The organism is Desulfosarcina sp. (genome assembly GCF_033791525.1).
Taxonomy (GTDB): Bacteria; Desulfobacterota; Desulfobacteria; order Desulfobacterales; family Desulfosarcinaceae; genus Desulfosarcina.
Window position 1 is genome coordinate 1 of record NZ_JASJGN010000106.1, and the last position, 18,745, is coordinate 18,745.

General features: G+C 53.3%; 19 protein-coding genes. 9 read left to right on the forward strand and 10 right to left on the reverse strand.

Going from position 1 to position 18,745, the window contains the following annotated elements; translation table 11 throughout:
• Positions 1-269 precede the first annotated feature (269 nt).
• From hemB to QNK41_RS05170, 6 genes are all read left to right on the forward strand, one after another.
• Entirely contained in the window at positions 270-1,244 is a 975-nt protein-coding gene (gene hemB / locus QNK41_RS05145; protein ID WP_319254441.1) for a porphobilinogen synthase, read from the forward strand.
• Between the two features lie 202 nt (positions 1,245-1,446).
• Entirely contained in the window at positions 1,447-2,556 is a 1,110-nt protein-coding gene (gene ahbD, locus QNK41_RS05150; RefSeq protein WP_319254443.1) for a heme b synthase, read from the forward strand.
• A 297-nt stretch (positions 2,557-2,853) separates the two neighbouring features.
• Positions 2,854-3,672 (forward strand): hypothetical protein, encoded by an 819-nt coding sequence (locus tag QNK41_RS05155; protein WP_319254445.1) that lies wholly within the window; start codon positions 2,854-2,856, stop codon positions 3,670-3,672.
• Between the two features lie 21 nt (positions 3,673-3,693).
• A complete protein-coding gene (locus QNK41_RS05160) occupies positions 3,694-4,005 on the forward strand; it encodes a hypothetical protein (RefSeq protein ID WP_319254446.1) in 312 nt (103 codons plus the stop codon).
• 2 nt (positions 4,006-4,007) lie between these two features.
• Positions 4,008-5,171, forward strand: coding sequence for a PilZ domain-containing protein (locus QNK41_RS05165; RefSeq protein ID WP_319254448.1), 1,164 nt, complete (start codon positions 4,008-4,010; stop codon positions 5,169-5,171).
• A gap of 20 nt (positions 5,172-5,191) precedes the next feature.
• A complete protein-coding gene (locus QNK41_RS05170; RefSeq protein WP_319254450.1) occupies positions 5,192-6,133 on the forward strand; it encodes a P-loop NTPase in 942 nt (313 codons plus the stop codon).
• A 63-nt stretch (positions 6,134-6,196) separates the two neighbouring features.
• Here the strand turns inward: QNK41_RS05170 and QNK41_RS05175 are convergent, their stop codons facing one another.
• Together QNK41_RS05175 and QNK41_RS05180 are read right to left on the reverse strand one after the other, a co-directional pair.
• The gene (locus tag QNK41_RS05175) at positions 6,197-6,553 is read right to left on the reverse strand and encodes a PilZ domain-containing protein (protein WP_319254452.1); all 357 of its coding nucleotides are present in this window, start codon (positions 6,551-6,553) and stop codon (positions 6,197-6,199) included.
• Between the two features lie 175 nt (positions 6,554-6,728).
• The gene (locus tag QNK41_RS05180) at positions 6,729-7,346 is read right to left on the reverse strand and encodes a PilZ domain-containing protein (protein ID WP_319254454.1); all 618 of its coding nucleotides are present in this window, start codon (positions 7,344-7,346) and stop codon (positions 6,729-6,731) included.
• Positions 7,347-8,121: 775 nt separating this feature from the next.
• Here QNK41_RS05180 and QNK41_RS05185 point away from each other — a divergent pair.
• The 3 genes from QNK41_RS05185 (at position 8,122) to QNK41_RS05195 (ending at position 9,830) form a co-directional block, all read left to right on the forward strand.
• Positions 8,122-8,526 carry a roadblock/LC7 domain-containing protein gene (locus QNK41_RS05185; RefSeq protein WP_319254456.1) on the forward strand — a complete coding sequence of 135 codons (405 nt, stop codon included), beginning with the start codon at positions 8,122-8,124 and terminating at the stop codon, positions 8,524-8,526.
• 62 nt (positions 8,527-8,588) lie between these two features.
• Positions 8,589-9,194 carry a GTPase domain-containing protein gene (locus QNK41_RS05190; protein WP_319254458.1) on the forward strand — a complete coding sequence of 202 codons (606 nt, stop codon included), beginning with the start codon at positions 8,589-8,591 and terminating at the stop codon, positions 9,192-9,194.
• Positions 9,195-9,206: 12 nt separating this feature from the next.
• Positions 9,207-9,830 (forward strand): hypothetical protein, encoded by a 624-nt coding sequence (locus QNK41_RS05195; protein WP_319254461.1) that lies wholly within the window; start codon positions 9,207-9,209, stop codon positions 9,828-9,830.
• A 226-nt stretch (positions 9,831-10,056) separates the two neighbouring features.
• On the opposite strand, the gene QNK41_RS05200 is transcribed toward QNK41_RS05195, so the two are convergent.
• The 8 genes from QNK41_RS05200 to QNK41_RS05235 all read right to left on the reverse strand — a co-directional run.
• Entirely contained in the window at positions 10,057-11,121 is a 1,065-nt protein-coding gene (locus tag QNK41_RS05200; RefSeq protein ID WP_319254463.1) for an ABC transporter substrate-binding protein, read from the reverse strand.
• Positions 11,111-11,908, reverse strand: a complete 798-nt coding sequence (locus tag QNK41_RS05205; protein WP_319254464.1) for an ABC transporter ATP-binding protein — start codon at positions 11,906-11,908, stop codon at positions 11,111-11,113. Before QNK41_RS05205 ends, QNK41_RS05200 begins: the two co-directional genes overlap by 11 nt.
• 11 nt (positions 11,909-11,919) lie before the next feature.
• Positions 11,920-12,711, reverse strand: a complete 792-nt coding sequence (locus tag QNK41_RS05210; protein WP_319254465.1) for an ABC transporter permease — start codon at positions 12,709-12,711, stop codon at positions 11,920-11,922.
• A 22-nt stretch (positions 12,712-12,733) separates the two neighbouring features.
• Positions 12,734-13,495 (reverse strand): sulfite exporter TauE/SafE family protein, encoded by a 762-nt coding sequence (locus tag QNK41_RS05215; protein ID WP_319254467.1) that lies wholly within the window; start codon positions 13,493-13,495, stop codon positions 12,734-12,736.
• Positions 13,483-14,115, reverse strand: coding sequence for a methyl-accepting chemotaxis protein (locus tag QNK41_RS05220; RefSeq protein WP_319254469.1), 633 nt, complete (start codon positions 14,113-14,115; stop codon positions 13,483-13,485). The genes QNK41_RS05215 and QNK41_RS05220 overlap by 13 nt, the downstream gene beginning before the upstream one ends.
• Complete coding sequence (locus QNK41_RS05225) at positions 14,112-15,065, reverse strand: AAA family ATPase (protein ID WP_319254471.1); 954 nt, start codon at positions 15,063-15,065, stop codon at positions 14,112-14,114. The genes QNK41_RS05220 and QNK41_RS05225 overlap by 4 nt, the downstream gene beginning before the upstream one ends.
• A gap of 70 nt (positions 15,066-15,135) precedes the next feature.
• A complete protein-coding gene (locus tag QNK41_RS05230; RefSeq protein WP_319254473.1) occupies positions 15,136-16,596 on the reverse strand; it encodes a response regulator in 1,461 nt (486 codons plus the stop codon).
• Between the two features lie 133 nt (positions 16,597-16,729).
• Positions 16,730-18,745, reverse strand: a 2,016-nt coding sequence (locus QNK41_RS05235; protein ID WP_319254475.1) for a chemotaxis protein CheA, incomplete at its 5' end; no start/stop codon positions are given.

Genomic DNA, 18,745 nt, shown 5'->3' on the forward strand with positions numbered 1-18,745 from the left:
TAAGGAACTCGCCAGCAAATTTTTACGTTAACATGCTGTAACTTTAGTTTATTATGTGAATTTTGATGCATTAGCCAATCAGCGAGTTTCTTTCGGATATTTGGCCATGCATGGCCTGAAAAGCTTTTTACGAATCCGTCAAGATTTGTTATTTAAGAGTTGGTGCTTGCAATCTTTAATTTCCGGGTTGGTTGTTCTGATAGATCACAACACGAGCGCATGACCACCCCGATCCATTGCACCTTATACGACCATTTCCAGGAGTTGACATGCTCTTTCCCGAATATCGCCCCAGAAGGATGCGCCAGAGTGATGCATTTCGCAAAATGGTCCGCGAGACTGCCCTTTCCGTCAACGATTTCATCCTGCCGCTGTTTGCCGTCGACGGAAAAGGGGTCAAAGACCCCATCGATGCCATGCCCGGCCAATACCATTTGTCTATCGACAACCTGGTCAAGGTTGCCGGACAGGCCTTCGACCTGGGCGTTCCCGCCATTATTCTTTTCGGCGTCCCATCGAAAAAAGACCCTTTGGGCACCCAGGCTTACGCCAAAGACGGCATCGTCCAGCGGGCCACCCGCGCGGTCAAGAACAAATTGCCGGAACTGGCCGTGATCACCGATGTGTGCCTGTGCCAGTATACCGACCACGGCCACTGCGGCTTTGTGGACGGCCATACCGTGGACAATGACGCCTCCCTGGATCTTCTGGCAAAGACGGCCCTGTCCCATGCCCGGGCAGGTGCCGACATGGTGGCACCGTCCGACATGATGGACGGCCGGGTCGCCGAGATCCGAAACCTGCTGGACGAAAACGACTATTCCCAAATCCCCATCATGTCCTACGCCGCCAAGTACTGTTCATCATATTACGGACCGTTTCGGCAGGCGGCCCACAGCACCCCCCAGTTCGGGGACCGGCGCACCTACCAGATGGACCCGGCCAATGCCAGGGAGGCCATCCGCGAAGCCACCATGGATGTGGAGGAAGGCGCCGACATCATCATGGTCAAACCGGCGCTGGCTTACCTGGATATCATTTGCCGGATCCGGGACGAGGTGGACCTGCCCGTTGCGGCATACAATGTCAGCGGCGAATATTCCATGATCAAGGCTGCTGAAAAAATGGGCTGGCTCGACGGCCAGAAGGTGATGATGGAAACACTTACCGCCATCAAACGGGCAGGCGCCGACATGATCCTAACCTATTTTGCCATGGATGCCGCCGCCCTGATCAACGGATGACGACAAACAATTAAAATAACCGTTCAAACGTTCAAGGTTCACCGTTCAGACGCCTGCCCTGCTTCCAACCCGTCGGCCTGCCGGCTGGAAAGTATCATCTGTAATTTGGAGAGGCTTTAGCCGTCGTCGTTCCAATTTTCTGAGAACACTGAACTTCTGAACGCTGAACCCCTGAACGCTTACCAAAGGATAGATTAGATCCATGAACCCCCATCCCCACACTGAAAAAGGAAATCCGCCCAGCGCTCACGGCAAGAGCAACACGCCTCGCCTGGTGGCCTGGGAGACGACCCGGAACTGCAACCTCTCCTGTGTTCACTGCAGGGCCGCAGCCACCAACGGTCCCTACAAGGGAGAACTGGATACCGACCAGGGATTCAAATTGCTGGATGAAATCGCCGAGGTGGGGAAACCCATCATCATCCTCACCGGCGGTGAACCCCTGCTCCGGGATGACATCTTCGACCTTGCCAAGCATGGAGACAGCCTGGGGCTGAGGATGGTGATGGCCCCCAACGGAACCCTGATCACCCCGGAAACCGCCGAAAAGATGGCGGCTTCCGGCATTCGGCGGATCAGTGCCAGCATTGACGGGGCCACCAAGGTATTCCACGACAAGTTCCGTGGTGTTGACGGTGCTTTTGATGCCGCCATCCGCGGCATCGAGTATGTAAAAGCCGCTGGAATCGAATTTCAGATCAACACCACCATCACCAAAAGCAATCTGGATCAAATCCCCAGGATTCTCGAACTGGCCGAACGGCTTGGCGCGGTAGCCCATCATATTTTTCTACTGGTCCCCACCGGCCGGGGAAAATATATCGTCGACCAGGCAATCGATGCCAAAGAGTATGAAGCCACGCTGAACTGGTTTTATGACCAGCGCGAAAAAACACCGCTGCAACTCAAGGCCACCTGTGCGCCCCACTACTACCGGATATTGCGTCAGCGGGCTAAAGCCGAAGGAAAGACGATTTCCTTTCAAACCCATGGGCTGGATGCCGTGACCCGGGGCTGCCTGGCTGGTACGGGATTCTGTTTCATTTCCCACACTGGTGTCGTGCAACCATGCGGCTACACGGATGTTAAATGTGGCGACGTCACCCAATCCACTTTCGGCGAGGTCTGGAACCATTCGCCGGTATTTCTGAAGCTTCGCGACTTCAAACAGCTGGAAGGGAAATGCGGTGCCTGCGAATACCGGGCGGTCTGCGGCGGATGCCGAGCCAGGGCCTTTGAGGCCAGCGGCAATTACATGGCTGAGGAGCCACTATGCGCCTTTCAGCCGGAAAAGGCCTCTCCATCCTTGTGAGATACAACCCCGGGCGTGTCAGGATGCCCGGTGCAGGCACCATAGTATTGATTGGATCCTGAGCCTGTTTGAGCCCTCCCTGCGGCAGGCGACCCATCATGCGCTCGCTGTTGCGGTTCAAGGCGAACCGTCACCTTCGACCACAATATTTTGCGGTTAACTCGATAAAGGTCCACAACGGGCCTTGACATCAGACCCTTTTTTTAATATTTTTCCCCACCAACGTCCACCCGGCGAATCAATTGCCTTATAATTGATCGGACGAGCATCCGATCCCGACCACCCAGCGACACAGCAATGGCTAAGTTCAAAAAAGGGGTTGCGCTGAAAGCGACACCGCTGATGATCGTGTTCCTTGCCATGCTCCTTGCATCTGCCCTTCGGGTAGAAGCGACGGTTGTCAAGGACCTGCGGTTTGGCGATAACGAAGCATACGTGCGCATGGTGCTGGAATTTGACCAGCCGTTGAACCCGCCCCCGTCCTTTTCCATCCACGGTAACACGCTGCAGGTTGCCCTGACCGGGATCATCAACAACCTGTCTGACCTTCAAATCGGTGAATACCACGATGACATCATCAGCCTCGATGTTTCCCACACGTCAGACGTCACGCGTATTGATGCGATCTTTTCCTTCGACCTAGCCGATGTCAAAACCTTCTCACTCACCGGTCCTCATCGTTTCATCATCGATGCGTATCTTCCCCTCTCTCCGAATACCGCCAACCCGCCCGTTGAAAAATCACCCCATATTGCCTCGATTGAAGAAACCGTGTCTTTACCGGCACCTGGCGGCGAGTCGGAAAAACCACTACCGGCTGGAGAGTCGCGGTCCATGGATGAGGCATTGATCAAAGCCCACGGTTCCGCTTCTCCGGTTAGCGGCATCGATGACGATTTGCGCCGAAAGCGGTTTCAGCAGCGATTGATCGCCGCCCTGATCGTGGTCACATCAATCATTGCTGTCCTGCTCTTTTTTCTGATATGGATGGGTAATAGTCGGAAACATCCTCCGGAGCCATCCTGGATAAACGATCTGCCGCCAACCAAGGATCGGGATATTGACAGCATTGACTCGGTGATCAGCGAGCATCTTAAAAACCATGATCACCGATGAAAACACAGGCCAGGTATCTTCATGTCCCAACAGAAAATAGATGCGTTCACTGTCGGCCTATCGGAGGCCGAAAAGGACGATCTTGAAAAAATGATCGGCGATTTCCGCCGGGACCGCCAGGAGGATGCCCGTGGGGAAACCAGAGAATCGATCCAGGCCCAGATGGCCAGTCTCACCCGGAGACTGGCCGACCTAAGCGAAATGGTATTAACGACCGACCGCCAGATGGCCGCCCTGGTGGAAGTCATCCGCCTGTCACACCAAAAAAGCGAATTGTTGAACCAACGCCTGGACGCTGTCATTGCGGCACTAAAAAAAGGACGAATGCTCTGAACATGAATGGAATCGAACCGCACGCGAATCCGGACCAGGAGAGCGTCATCGAACAGATTTTCGATGACCAAATCGATATTAATTCGGCAGAGGAGTTTGAAAACCTTCTTGAGGTTTTTCCCGACAATGCGGATCTGTATCGCAAATTTGCAGACCTGTTGGTCGGCAGAAAGCGATTGGATGCGGCGCTGCTGGCTTACCATAAAGCAGCCACCCTCTACCTGGACGCCGGTTTGGTGCTCCAGTCCATTGTAGCTAAAATATTAGAGTGGAGTATCGTCAAGCCTTCCCACCGCGAAGGACTCGATTTCCATACGATGGTCCGGCGCAAGGGAGGCGGTGGCATGCCCTCACAGGTCCTTTTTTCCCAACTGAACTATGAGGAGATGGTGGCCCTGATGCTTCGCCTGGCCCGTGTGCGCCTGTCACCTGGCGAGGCGGTTTACGACACCGGTCAGGAGTCCACGGACATATATTTCATTGTATCAGGCGAATTGACGGAAACACCGCCACAAATAGAGGATGCTGAACCATCCACGGCCATTGCGCTGGCGGAAAACGACATTTTTGGGGACATTTTCCCCCTTGAAGAGGAATCGCTCTGCCTCGCCCGCGTCGCGGCCACCAGTGCCGTGGAACTGGTAAAAATCTCAAAACCGGTGCTCAAGGCCACCTGCTATCGCTTTCCGCGAATCCGCGAACTTCTCGAACGATTAAGCCGGATCCGGACGCCCCAAGGCGACCGGGCCTGGCAGACGGTTCGCAGGTCCTGTCGTTACTGCCTGCCTGCGGATATAAAAATCGAGTTTTTGTCGGACGACACCGAAGAAAAGCGGTTCGTCCACGGCACCACCAGAGACCTTTCAACCGGCGGCATTTGCGTGGTCCTGAAAAATGATACCTCCCGCTCCGACGTTGACGCGTTGCTCAAACAAAAACCGACCCTGACGATCCTTGAAGGAAATCGAACGGTGATCGATGGGTTGATCGGCAATGTGGCCTGGCGGAAAACGGTCGGCCGGGGAACCTGTCCGACCCATATAGTCGGTATCACGTTCGATCCGATGGCTGATGAAACTGCAATCGCCCTGAATGCATTCTGTACCATATCCAACGACGAACAGGACATGATCTGGAATCTTTGGAATCAACTGGTGCGACACTGAATTGGAAGGGATAAAAACAGATGCAAAATCAGTACACTGAAAAAGAGCGAACACAATCCCCGCAAATCTGGGCGGTCGGTGGGGGTAAAGGAGGCATAGGCAAGAGCGTTATCAGCATATTGATTTCCATGGCGCTGGCCGAGAAAGGCCAGGACACGGTGGTCATCGACGGAGATTTGGGCGGGGCCAACCTCCACACATTCATGGGCATCCGCACTCCCAGCAGAACCCTGAATGATTTTATCAGCCGCCAGTATGCGACCTTGGACGAGGTCTGCATGGGCACGGAGCAGAAGGGACTTCGAATCATCTGCGGTGCCAGCGAGGTGCTGACCCTGGCCAACCTTCAATATACCCAGAAGATAAAAATTCTTCAGGCTATCTCCAAGATCGAGGCCGACCATGTGATCCTTGACTTGGGTGCCGGCACCGGATTCAATACCCTTGACTTTTTTTTATCTGCCCACCGTCAGATTGTGGTGATGACACCCCAACCCGTTGCCATTCAAAATGCGTATGCTTTCGTCAGAAACGCCGTTTATCGGACGTTGAGCCGGCTGACGAGCCGGCGGCCGTCTCTGAGTGGGTTGGTAAAAGCGGCAATGGACCCCAAAAACGACATGCGGGTGAGAACGGTGAGCACCCTGTTAGATCGGGTGGCCGAATATGGAGCTCCGGCGGATGCGGTTGAAATGGCAGCGCACCTGAAGCGAATTCGCCCCACCCTGATCACCAATATGGCCAGAGAGCCACGGGACAAAAACGCCGGACGGATTATCCAGATGGTGTCGCAAAAGCATCTGACGATTCAAGCGGAGGTCGGGGGCGGCATCTATTTCGACCCTCAGATCAATGCTATGGTTTCAGCCATGGAACCACTCACGCGGGTAAACCGTGACAGCAATGCCATCCAATCCGCTTTGGCCATCGTGTCGCATCTGGAAGACACCGCGACGGGGTAAAGGTGAGCCATCGGGATCCGGCAGGTGGAGATAAAGCGCCTCCCGGGTCTCAAGTCTCAAGGGTCAGCGAAGAGGCAGGGTGTCCCTGAACGTTTCGAAACAGTTTTTTATAGCCTCAGACGTTTTGGGAGCCAAATCTACAAAAAAGCACCCCACTCCCCTTTTGTTGACATTGGCGATTTTGGCCTTTAAAAGGACCGCTTTTTCTTCGGTGGGAAACTTGATCGCAAGGCTGACCAACCGCCCCGGATCAAGACCGGATTTATCCCTCACCTCCACAAACAGGCCGTTCAAGCTCAAATCGGTCACTTTGAGCACATCCTTCAGATGACCGAAAAGCGCCGTACAGCGAAATTCCAGCCTGGGGTATTGCCGTCGCTCACTACTGACATCAATATGCTGGCTTCGAACGTCAATCATGTCCAGTCAAACTCCTTTGTTAACTCACTTAATCGTCGCCCTCGGCATTAATATAGCACGGTGGGTTCGAAATTCAATGGTTCATCTACCGACTGAACCGGATAAAGGCAGCGCCATTGATTAGCGTCATCAGGCCGTTGGTGATTGTGTCGAAAACGCCGGGAGAGACAATTTTTCAGCCTATGCGGTATTGCGAACTGGCCTGACGCTGGAGGCGGTTAATCATATTCTTCATGATTTCCATCTGATATCCAGTCAGCGATTCGTATTGTATCCCGATGCCACCCTGCTCCAAACGGATCACGCGGCCTTTGATTTTGAGGGCCAGTTGGTCATCGGCCACCGAAAAGCAGATGGAGACAGACTGATTCATTGTAAATGGCTCGCAGCTTTCCACAAACATCCCGCCGGCACTGATATCCATTGCGGAACAGTTGATGGCACGTCCATCAGCAGCCAGATCCAGAGTGATATTGCAGGGAACCCGGGGAAATTCCCGAAGCATGGCAAACCGTTTCTGCTCGTAACGATTCATGAACTTCAGCAGATCCGCTTCGGACAATTGATTGATCAGAAGAAAAAAACGCGCGATGAGCAGTTGCCGGTCTCTGGCCGCAACAACGCCTTCCGAATGGGGCTTCGGTATTTTCAGAAGTTTATCTTTGTCCTTGAGGTCCAAGTCCTTGAACAGATGCAACAGGGAGATCAACTGTTCGTCGGTCATTTTGTAGATGGCAATTGAAAGGCGGGTCAGAATTTTCTTTTTTTCCGCCTGCCAAGTGGGATCATGCATCAGTGTTGTCTCCTGCATATGTCGACCAAGGGTTGCTCCGGATTCCGACAGGCATTGAACCCTCCCCGCGGCCCCGATGAGCGGGATCTTTGCATCGCTCCCACAAGCCGCGGGGAATGTTCTGCCGGTAACGGCAGCGCTGCGCAGCACCGTAATGATACAATCGATTCCCCGTTCGCTCGATATCGCGGTTCAAAAGGTTCCCGTCGAGGTTATTCGTATGTACGCCCGGACACACCCACACATGTCCAGGGCATGCCTTAATTGGGCCACGGCAGGGAAAACCACACCCTGAAGTGACGCATGGCGACATTCGTTAGCGGTATTGTATCCCTTTTTTAATGGAAAAATCAAGTCTCTATTCACTGGGATAATGCTGAATAACAAACAGTTACAGGATATTAGCAAATTATTGGATAAAGCTGCCGGCAATGGGGCGCCTGTCCGGAATAGAAGTGCCCGTAGGGTCAACCGGTGTTGACGATATGTCATCGAACCAGCCAATACGAAAAAAAAGTACTTAAAATCATAGAAAAAACTTGAAAACCTAAAGCAAAAAAGGGTATTAATCGCAATTGAACCGGTAAAATCGTTTTCGAATGATTGAACCTGCAGTTGCCACCAGGGCAAAATTACACTTCATCCGCTCAAGGGGCAGCAGAATCGCCACCGTACCGGTGAGCCAGCGCGTGAGCACCCGCAGCAGGCAGTTTCGGGAATGGCCACGATGGCTGGCTGCCCGGGAAAGCGCTGATCTATCAAGGAGGAAGGGACATTGTCTTATATCCTGGATCAAGAACAACTGGACGGTTTGGAAGAGGCATTGACCACCGATCTGATGACGCTGGGCATACAGTCCGTGATCCTCATCGACATGGCCGGCAATGTCATCGTCAACCTCGATGACGGTAAGGTTCGCCACGATGTCTACTCGCTGGCAGCATTGGCCGCCGGGAATTTCGGAGCGGTGAGCGCCATGGCTTCCATCATCGGTGAAGAGGAGTTTTCGCTTCTGTTCCACAAAGGCAAGAGTGAGAACATCAATTTCACCAAAATCATGGATGACTTTCTGCTGGTGTCCATTTTCGGGAACGATGTATCTCTGGGCTATCTCAGACTCAAGATCGATGAAGTGATTAAAAAAGTAAAAGTACTGATTGAACAGACCCGATCGACCTAAACTGTGGGTCTGGGCGTTAACGGCTTGGTCCACCCGAACTGAACAGCAAACGGGACGGAAGCATGGCGTTTATCAATACCAAAACAAAAGAAGTTCAGGTCAAACTCGTTTTTGTCGGCCCCGGCAGAGGCGGGAAAACCACCAATCTGGAATATATTTTCAGCCGGATCCGGCACCGAATCGAAAGTGACATGGTCAGCATCAAGACCCAGGGCGATCGGACGTTGTTTTTCGATTTTTTGCCGTTCGAACTGGGGGCGATCAAAGGGTACAATGTTAAAACCCAACTCTACACGGTTCCCGGCCAGGTCAAGTACAACGCCACCCGCAAACTGGTACTCAAAGGTGTGGATGGTATTGTCTTTGTCGCTGACTCCATGGTCGACCGAAGGGAAAACAATATCACTGCCCTGAACAATCTATCGGAGAATCTTCATTTTTACGATATAGACATCGCCGAACTCCCCCTTGTGTTCCAATATAATAAGCGAGACTTGGCAACGGAGGGAATTCCCATTCTCGACGTTGAAACCATGGAAAAGGATCTCAACGCCACACTCAAGGCTCCCAGTTTCACGGCCAGTGCACTAAAGGGAGACAATGTGATCCCCACTGTTAAAAAAGCCATCTCTACAACGATGGTGGCGATTCGGGAAAAGCTTTTATAAGGAGGTACCGCCGTGGATAAAAAAGCGAATGATACGTTCGCCTTTGATTTGGAAAACCGTCTCGATGATTTTTTCAGTGATGCATTGCCTTCCCAAGATGAGCCGCCTGCGGATGCGCCTCCAGCGCCAAAAACCGATCTTCCGTTAAAAGAATTAAAATCCACGATCCTGGCCATTGACTGGGAAATCACCGATGATATTCTCGATACGTTTATCGGTCAGTTAGACGGACTAATGGAGCAGTTCGAAGACGACAAGGTGATCCATACTCTGCTCAAACTTTTAAAATCTCTGGGTAAATATGTACGCACGCACAAGTCCAAAGCCCATCCGGATACCATCAAGCGAATTATGGCGGTGTACTCTGTTCTGGAGGAATCTGTCACCAACGATGATATGAGCCGTAACGAAAAAGAAAAATTGATGCTGGAAGAGGTCAGGCAGTTCCAGCGGTTGAAGGCATTGATCTTCGCATCTTCCCCCCCGCATGTGTCCAGCGGCTCGCAGAAACCGATTAAACCAGAAGAAATGCCCGGCATTGATGCAGTTGTCAGCGCAATCGATGAATTGAAATCCATGATGGCGAGTGAACTGAGCGCTATCCGGGAAGAGCTTGGGCAGTTGCTCAAAAAGTAGCTTTCTGGTTCCGGGTATTTGGGTGGTACGATCGGGCCTGACAGGCAGCATAAACCTTCCGCTAAAGTCATCACTCCTCACTCGTAACTGTTGTCTTCATCAGAATTTTGAATTGTCTTGCATGCGCTCATGGCATGTTTACCCATCCTGTTGCGCTGAACCCGTCAAGCCCCCTTGAGATCCCGCGGAAGTGATTCTTTTCTTTTTGTTTATTCAACGAGGGGGTTTACTCTTCAGGCGGATGGCCGCGCTTCAGCATGATGCTGTCCAGGTCGTCGATGCCGTCAATGGACGCAGCCAAGGCAAAACGGTCGTCCACCAGACCAGTGATGTCTGCTTGCCGAGCCAGATCATAGCGCACCATGAGATCTGCAAGGGTTTGGATTTCCGCTGTTTTAGGAACAAATTGATCATAAACCACCCGACCACTCGGCGTGGTCAAGGCATGGCGTACCAGCTCAACGGACTGGTTCCAGTAACCGGACGCGATCCGGGCAGCCTCATCGGGATGGCGGCCGGCCCAGAGCCCGGATCTCGCCGCCGTCTCTACCAGTTTTCGCACAACGGACGGATAGGCGTCAATCCAGCTGCTTTTCACAAGCACGAGATTGCAGATAAAACCCGGCCACAGGGACTCAACATATTCCACGACATCGGCGTCACCACTGAGCACGGTCTGGGCGGCAAATGGTTCACCGACAAAATAGGCATCCAGTGCGCCAGACGTCAGCGCCGACGCCATGTCCGGTGGGTTCATCTCGACCACGCTAATTTTTCCGCCCAGCCCCTTTTCCTCGATCATCTTCTGCAGGCAGAGGTTGTGTCCGGAATATCGCATCGGCACGGCAATCGTACGGCCGGACAAATCTTCCAGCCGTCTCGCATTCAGGGATTTTCTCGCCACCAGGGTACTTTCATGCCGGTTGCCGATCAGTACCACCTTCACATCGACCCCTTGCTGACGAAGCACCACCGCCAGCGGTGCAATGATGAACGCCGCTTGTATACTGTCGTTTCTCAAGGCTTCGGCCATTTCAGCAAAGGAGGAAAACTTCACGGCTTCGAAATGGACACTGGCGCTGCGGCGGGAAAGATGGTCCAAAAGCGGTGCCGCCAAGTTCGTCACCACCGGCATATATCCCATGCGGACGATCTTCTGGTCCACCGGTTGATTGTTCAACTGGTAGTGGAGCCATGAGATGAACAGCAGCCAGAAAAGAAAAAAAAGGCATAGCTTCGTGGGTAGCGTCAGTGAACGGGAACCGACCATGGGTTTGAGGCTAAACGGCATAGTTGACTCCCATCATGAGGAACAACTCACTTCTCAACATGCTTAATTCAGAAGATTTTTCAAAATCGCGGGGCCGGGGGAAGTCCAGCGTTCGATCCATGATCACCCGGGTGGGACTGTCCCCTAAAATAACGATCCGGTCGCCCATGATCAATGCGTCATCGATGTTATGGGTCACCAGCAGGATTGTCTTTTGAATGAACGAATGCATGTTGACCACTTCTTCACGCATTTTCATATGCGTGAGAAAGTCAAGTCCGCTGAACGGTTCATCCATGATCATAATGTCGGGGTTCACGGCAAGGGCGCGGGCCAGTTCCGCACGGCGCTGCATGCCGCCGGACAGCTGCCGGGGATAGTGCTGCTCAAAGCCGTCTAGTTCCACCATCTCGATAAATTCCGATACCTGTTCGTGCCTGTCCCGTCGGTTTTTCAGATGACGGAGCCCCAGGCCGACATTCTCGAAAACGGTCATCCATGGGAACAAGCCGCTGTGCTGAAACACAAATATGTGGTCGGCAGAAGGTCCCTTGACCGGTTTGTCGTTAATCTGCACACGACCATCGGAAGGCGACTCGAACCCGGCAATGATTCTAAGCAAGGTCGACTTTCCACATCCCGACGGCCCCAAGAAGCACACCATTTCACCATCCAGGATATTCAGGTCGATATCGAAAAGAACGGTCACTCGGTCGCCTTGGCGCAGCGATGAGTCATCATCGCTGCGGGGGTCTCTGCGGCGATTGGCGTAAGTTTTGTTAAGTTTTTCGATGTTGATGCGGCCCAACACCCTACTCCTTAATGAGTCATTTTACGCCAACGGGCGGCTTCCAGGTCACCCAGTTGGCGCATAAGAAAATCCAGCGTCAGTCCCACCAGGCCAATGGCGATCATGCCATCCATGACGTAATCCATGCGGAGGGCATTTCTCGAATCCAAAATCAGAAACCCCAGGCCGGATTGCACCGCAATCATCTCTGCTGCCACCACTACCAGCCAGGAGATGGTCACCGTCATCCGCAGGGCCGTCACGACCTCCGGGATGATGGCGGGGATCACCAGTCGGGCAATGATCTCAGCACGGGAAAAGTTGAAGTTGGCCGCCACATGAAAATAGGTGGGATTGACACCATCTACAGCAATGGTGGTGGAAACCACCAGCGAGAAAAAACTAGACAAAAAAATCAGGAAGATGGCCGGTGGATCGCCGATGCCGAACCATAGCATGGCCAGGGGTATCCAGGCCAGCGGCGATATGGGCCGTAAAAATTGAATCAGTGGGTTAATCAAGGATCTGGCGGTTTTCATCATGCCTAATGCGATACCCATGGGGATACCCAACCCGGCAGCCAGATAAAACCCCACGGTAACCCTGAACAGACTGGCCACCGTATGCCTGATCAGGGTGCCATCGGCCAGCAGTTCTCCCATGCTCACCAAAACCACCACAGGCCCTGGAAATACCTCACGGCTCCAGCCGCTGAAGCGGGCCAATACATCCCAAACCAGCAGCAGGGCGAAGAAGCCCAAAAACGGCATCAGGTAGGCATAGGATTTCTTCTCGCCTTTTTTACGAACCTTGGTGCTCAAGCCAGGTCACCATCCTATTGGATTAATAACTGTTGTAGATCAGGTGAATGCCGATAAGCGTGAGCAGGAAGATAAAAACCTCCTTAAGCATTCTCTCGTTGATCTTCTCGCTAAACCACGGGCCAATTTGTCCGCCGATGATCACGCCGGGCACCGCCCAGACCAAAGCCGTCAGATCGGCAGATGTCCCTAAAATCACATGGAAAGCGGAGCCGGCAATACAGGTACCAAAAATGGTGACGATGCTGGTGGCGACAGCGACACGCATGCGCAGTTTCAGCCGGTTGCGCATGAGAGGAACCAGCCACTCGCCAATGCTCACGCTGAGCATGCCGCTGGCCACAGCCATGAGTGAAACCAGCCACCCGCAGCGACGGGCCTGTTTCACCGCCACCCGGTCCTGGCCCGTATCGCTATATTTCTGGTTCGCCGACACGAAGATAAAGGCCGTGGTAAGGGTTAATATCCCCAGCGCCAACTCCAGGTTGGCCGAAGACAGCAACCGGGTCAGCAACGCCCCCAGACCGAGCCCGGGAAGCGCCAACAGCAGAAAAAAGCAGGCCAGAGGAAGATCCGCTGTTCTCTTTTTTATATATGCAGCACTGCCCGATCCCATGCCAGCCGTCTGTACCAGCAGCGAGGTGACCACCGCGGTCTCCGGCGATAGCTTTAAAAAAATAATAAAAAAGGGCATCCACAGGATGCCGCCACCGATGCCGACCGCCGATGCCAGGGCCGCGATGATCATCCCTGCCGGGAAGGCCAGAAGATTCAGCCCGGCCATGGCTGGTTGTCCACTGAATAGAGTTTGAAGAAATCAATGACCTGGCCCAGCATTACCAGTTCAGATTCCAGACGGGCGAGCTGCTGTTCCATTGCATCCGAGCCTCCGGGCGTCAATCGCTCTTTTCTCATCAGCCCTATGGTGTTCGAAGTCACCCGGCCGGCTGAATCGCATACCGATCGCGAAAGCATGATGATCTCCTGCAGGTTGGTGGACATGTCGTCGATGGCGGCGGACAGTTGAGAAAGTTCGTTTTTGGATTCGACCCCCGTTGTCCGGCTCAAATCTCCGGCAGATATAGCCTTGGACACCTCCACCATGTGCTGCAGGGGCTCGGTGATGGTTTTAATGAACATGGTCAGCACGATGACCACTACCATCAGGACCACCCCCACCATCATCATGGCTTTGTTGCGAATTTTCACCAGTGGCTCGTATACTTGGCCCTCAGCCAGTTCTCCGCTTGCAAATCGCTGGTAATTTCGGCTCAGTTCCTGTTTCAGCGTCGTTGAATGGGTGTCCAACACAAATTCTGAGGCGACAAGCAGAGCGGCAAACCCGATTAAAAGAATGTAGATAATCATGGTGCGCTGAAGCGAATAACCGCTGGGGGGGTTCATGGCGCAGACTGCAGCGAGTCATCCAGGTTTGAAATGATCTCTTGGGCCAGTTCAATATACTGGGTGCCGGCCACACTGTTCTGGCTGTAGTGGATGGCCGGCATACTCAGGATCTGGGCCTCTTTGAGGGCATTATCCATCTCGATGGCTGTATTAAAGGTCTGCCCCTCGTAAAGATCTTTGATTTTAGATAGAATCAGCCGGGATGTATGGCTGGCCTGGTCCAGCATGGTAAACAGGATGCGGGACTGAATCAGGGGATTCGCTTTTTTACGGATCAGCCGAATCAGCTGCATCACCTGGTCCACGCCATGAGTGGACAGATAATCGCACTGGCAGGGAATCAGCACCCGGTTGGAGGCGGTAAGGGCATTTAACGTATAAAACTCGATGGAGGGTGGGGTATCGATCAGAATGAAATCAAATTGATCTTTGACCGGGTTGATCCGGTCCTTGAGCATGTATTCAAAATGCTGGGCCCCGAAGTACAATTTGTTGAGTAGAACCATGTTCCGGCCGGAGGGCAATAGCCAGAGATTGGGATATTGTGTCTCAATGATGAAATCGTCCAGCGGCTTGCCGAAAGCTTTCTGAGCATCATAAAACGTGGGCTGGTGCTTTTGCCCCAGTGAAAGCGTCAGATTGGCCTGTGCATCGAAATCCACAAGCAACACCTTCTTGTTGTGCATGGCCAGGGATACGCCGAGGTTCAGGCAGGTGGTGGTTTTGGCGACCCCCCCTTTACGGTTGCTGATGCTCATCACATGGTCGTTGGCGTGATCCTGGCGGGCATGATCAAGATTGAGGAACGTGATCTCCTGAACGCGGTTAGGCTTGTATGCGGAAAAAAGATGGCCGCAAATCGTGCACCGTGCCACGAAGGACGATTTGTCAGTCGCATCGTCGTCGAGATGAAACCGGGTTCTGCATTTCTGACATACAATGATCATTGTTTATTTTCCTCGGGCAACAGACAAAATTAAGACCGCACGCGGATCTGCAGCACGGCAGCACGCCGGGTCAGTGTTTCAGGTCAAACCCGTTTAAAACGGTTTTTATCAGGTCGGCGGGATTCACCTCCTCATCGGCCAGACCAGCCTCAACCACCTGGTCGAGTGGCTCGGCAACCATGCCGGATGCCCGCATTCGCAGAATGATGCGCCCCCCGTTTTCATGCACGACCCTTAACCCCGATTGTTCACCGGTATTGGCACCAGACAGTAAAATTACCGCCAGGCGTTGCTCGAAAACGGATGCGGCGGTTACCAGGAGCCGGTCCACCTGGACCAACCCTTTTTCAGGTGCGTCGGGGGCGATGACCGGTCGTTGGTCATTCATCCTCACTGCAAGGGGACAGCCGTGAATTCCCACATAACATTGCCCTGCAGAAAGTGACATTTCCTGGTCGATGGGTGATGCCTGGATTCCGCAACGGTCGAACAGATACCGGGCAAAAGCATCGCTAAAGGATGGCGGCAGACTCTGAAGGGCCACGACCGCGCCATCTTCATCGCCCAATGCCGGTACCAGACCGGACAGCAGGCTCACCTGCTCCGGGTGTCCACCGGGCCCGGAGATCACAATGACCAGACGGCGGCATGCACGGTCCACCGACTTGCCGTCCGGGTTGCCTGTTTTTGCTTTGGGAATTCGCGCAATCCTGAAATTGCCGACCTCTGCCGTGGCGGCAACCCTTATCCGTTCGAAGATCTTCTGCTGTTGAAAAAAGATATCCTGGTCCTTGGTGGGCTTGTTTATAAAGTCCACCGCGCCCAGCTCGAAAAAATTGAAGATGGTCTTCGAAGAGCCATACCCGGGATTGGACATGATCACCACCGGGCAAGGCTTTTTAATCATGATGTGTTTGATGGTACTGATGCCGTCCATCACCGGCATATTCACATCCAGCGTCACCAGGTCCGGTCGCAAGTCGTCGATCATGGAGATCGCCTCTTTACCGTTGCCGGCCATGCCCACCACCTTGACCCGGTTGCCGGCGGTCAACATGCTGGAAAGAATTTTTCGCATCACGGGAGAATCATCGACGATAAGCACCCGTATCCAATTACCGGCTGTGTCTTCGGATGGGTAGGGCACTGATAGGGACTGATCTGATTTAAATTGAGTCTTCTCGTCGACACGCCGGGCCGCCTCCATAACCAGAAAATGGTAGTTTTTCTGGATGGTCCGTTGCGGAATCGTTCCCACTTCAAGGGACTCGAAGCTACCGGTCTGCCAGCCCAAAATCCGATAGAACGCCTCTTCTCCCACGATGTCTTCGCAGGCGGCATGAACGATCTCGCCGTCGAGGATAAAGATCGTACCGATCCGGTTATCCTTGGTCACCCGCATACAAATACTGGAAGCGGACAGGCAGCACATCTGGATCAGGTCGTTGAGCTGAATGTTCTTCAGCGTCCCGGCAAAACCACTGTCCGTGTCTGGCGGATGAGCTAAGGAAGAAGCGTCTTTGGTTCTCATATCCCAGCGTGTCAATCCATTTCTATTTGCCAAATTTCATTTAAACTCGAATCCGTTTTTTTAAAGGCCGTTGAAACCGCCCTGCCCCTCGGTATCCTTTGGAGGGTAAAAGGACACTCATTTTTTTGTAGGGTCACAGCACGGCAGCGGCTAGTCTCCTTTCAGATTCGCGTTCCTTGGCCATGACCACCAGTTCGTCCACATTGAGGATCAGTGAAATACTGCCGTCACCCAAAATGGTCGCCCCGGAAAACCCGCTGTTTTCCTGCAGATAGTCTTCCAACGGTTTGATCACCACCTCCTGTCGTCCCAGCAATTGATCCACGATAAAACCGGTCCGACCATTTGCGGCTCTGACCACCACAACGAAAAACCGGCCGTCCGATTTGGCCGGTGCCAGGTCCGGCATGTTCAGCAGGTCGCTCAGCCTGACCAGCGACAAGGGTTCATCATGCAGATGCATCATCTCACTGCCGTCGACGGTAAAAATCTCTCCCCGGTCGAGGCGAAAGGTCTCCTGCACAGCGCTCATTGGCACCGTGATGTGACTGCCAGCGCACCGAATCATCATGGCCGGTATGATGGCCAGGGTCAGCGGGATTTTAATCCTGATGCGGGTGCCCACATCCTGTCGGGTATCGACGATCAGGGACCCATTTATTTTTTCGATGTTGCGCTTGACGACATCCATACCGACGCCGCGCCCGGAGGTGTGAGTCACCTGATCCGTAGTTGAAAATCCGGGTAGCATGATCATGTCGATCAGCGCCTGTTGGTCCATCCGCTCCAGGGTCTCCCGGTCAGCCAGTTCCTTCTCCACGGCCTTTTGGCGGATGCGGGAAAGATCAATGCCTTTTCCGTCATCGGTTACCTCGATGATGACGTTGCTTCCTTCATGGTATGCCTCCAGCAGCAACACGCCACTTTCCGGTTTTCCTTTTCGCTTTCGGTCGTCACGGGATTCGATGCCGTGATCCACAGCGTTTCGAATGATATGGATCATGGGATCGGCCAGTTGTTCAATGACCATCCGATCCAGCTCGGTTTCCTCACCACGGAATTGAATCTGAATTTTTTTGTCCGAGTCCCTGAGCAGGTCATGAACGAGTCGCGGATAACGGTTGAAAAGCCTTGATATCGGCAGCATGCGCACCTTCATGACTTGTTCCTGGAGTTCACTGGAAACCCGTCCCAGCACCGTTGTGGCGTCGTTTAGCCGCGTGCTGAAGCTGGAAATCAGGCGCTGATCGGCTTTGTCCATGGGAAACCGGTGGTTTAGATATTGGCTCATTTCCCGCATTTCAGCAAACAGTTGGGTAAATGAAGAGCGGTTGACCACCAGTTCTCCCACCTGGTTCATCAAGTCGTCAACCTTATCCGCATCGACGCGGATACTCTTTCTGATTGTGCTTCGGGCGCTGAAGGTTTCAGGCGCAGACTCGTCAGCGGCCGTCGTCTCAGATGTTGTCGGTGTTGAAAAATCAAGAACCCGTACGGTTGTTTCGGTATCTGATTCAGGCATATCGGGAACCGGGATGGAAACCGCCGTGGCCTCGGGCCACAGATCACCGTCTTCTTCACTGCAGACGGGCAGTCCAGCCATGTTTCTATAAACGTTTCTATCGGTCAAGGTTTTCGGGGCGTCGTTTCGATCCCTGCCAAAGTCGTCGAGGATGGCCAACGCCTCGTCCCGATCGCCCTCCCTCTCGGATGGCAAGGGCCGATAATCAGCAGCTTCCGTATCCGATGAGAACTGCATGGCAATAGGATCCTCTTCCGTTTGCGCATCACCGGCGTCATCGGCACCATTATCGCTGTTTAGCATCGACGAAAAGGTTTCATCCAGTGTTCTTGAAAGAAGGGATTCCCGTTCATCGTCATCCATCGCAGGCAGGCCAGCCAGCAGGTGGGCAATATCCGGGGAGGGCAGCGATTCCGGTTCAGATGGTTGGTTCAATGGCGCACTGCCAATGGGTGCCGCGGTCAAAAAAGTCACTTCAATGGCCGCCAGCGATTCAGCATTGGGGAAAAGGTCCTGAATGCGGCCGACACCGGAGACGGCGACCGATTGCAACAATTCGTCAATGTCGTCCTCACCGGCTGGTTCCGACCGGGAAGAAAACGCCTCCAGCGCTGCCAGCATCTCGTC

What these genes read in the sequence shown, in the direction of transcription:
- hemB (WP_319254441.1), top strand. Translation starts at nt 270, where the DNA reads ATGCTCTTTCCCGAATATCGCCCCAGAAGGATGCGCCAGAGTGATGCA.
- ahbD (WP_319254443.1), top strand. Translation starts at nt 1,447, where the DNA reads ATGAACCCCCATCCCCACACTGAAAAAGGAAATCCGCCCAGCGCTCAC.
- QNK41_RS05155 (WP_319254445.1), top strand. Translation starts at nt 2,854, where the DNA reads ATGGCTAAGTTCAAAAAAGGGGTTGCGCTGAAAGCGACACCGCTGATG.
- QNK41_RS05160 (WP_319254446.1), top strand. Translation starts at nt 3,694, where the DNA reads ATGTCCCAACAGAAAATAGATGCGTTCACTGTCGGCCTATCGGAGGCC.
- QNK41_RS05165 (WP_319254448.1), top strand. Translation starts at nt 4,008, where the DNA reads ATGAATGGAATCGAACCGCACGCGAATCCGGACCAGGAGAGCGTCATC.
- QNK41_RS05170 (WP_319254450.1), top strand. Translation starts at nt 5,192, where the DNA reads ATGCAAAATCAGTACACTGAAAAAGAGCGAACACAATCCCCGCAAATC.
- QNK41_RS05175 (WP_319254452.1), bottom strand. Translation starts at nt 6,553, where the DNA reads ATGATTGACGTTCGAAGCCAGCATATTGATGTCAGTAGTGAGCGACGG.
- QNK41_RS05180 (WP_319254454.1), bottom strand. Translation starts at nt 7,346, where the DNA reads ATGCATGATCCCACTTGGCAGGCGGAAAAAAAGAAAATTCTGACCCGC.
- QNK41_RS05190 (WP_319254458.1), top strand. Translation starts at nt 8,589, where the DNA reads ATGGCGTTTATCAATACCAAAACAAAAGAAGTTCAGGTCAAACTCGTT.
- QNK41_RS05200 (WP_319254463.1), bottom strand. Translation starts at nt 11,121, where the DNA reads ATGCCGTTTAGCCTCAAACCCATGGTCGGTTCCCGTTCACTGACGCTA.
- QNK41_RS05215 (WP_319254467.1), bottom strand. Translation starts at nt 13,495, where the DNA reads ATGGCCGGGCTGAATCTTCTGGCCTTCCCGGCAGGGATGATCATCGCG.
- QNK41_RS05220 (WP_319254469.1), bottom strand. Translation starts at nt 14,115, where the DNA reads ATGAACCCCCCCAGCGGTTATTCGCTTCAGCGCACCATGATTATCTAC.
- QNK41_RS05225 (WP_319254471.1), bottom strand. Translation starts at nt 15,065, where the DNA reads ATGATCATTGTATGTCAGAAATGCAGAACCCGGTTTCATCTCGACGAC.
- QNK41_RS05230 (WP_319254473.1), bottom strand. Translation starts at nt 16,596, where the DNA reads ATGAGAACCAAAGACGCTTCTTCCTTAGCTCATCCGCCAGACACGGAC.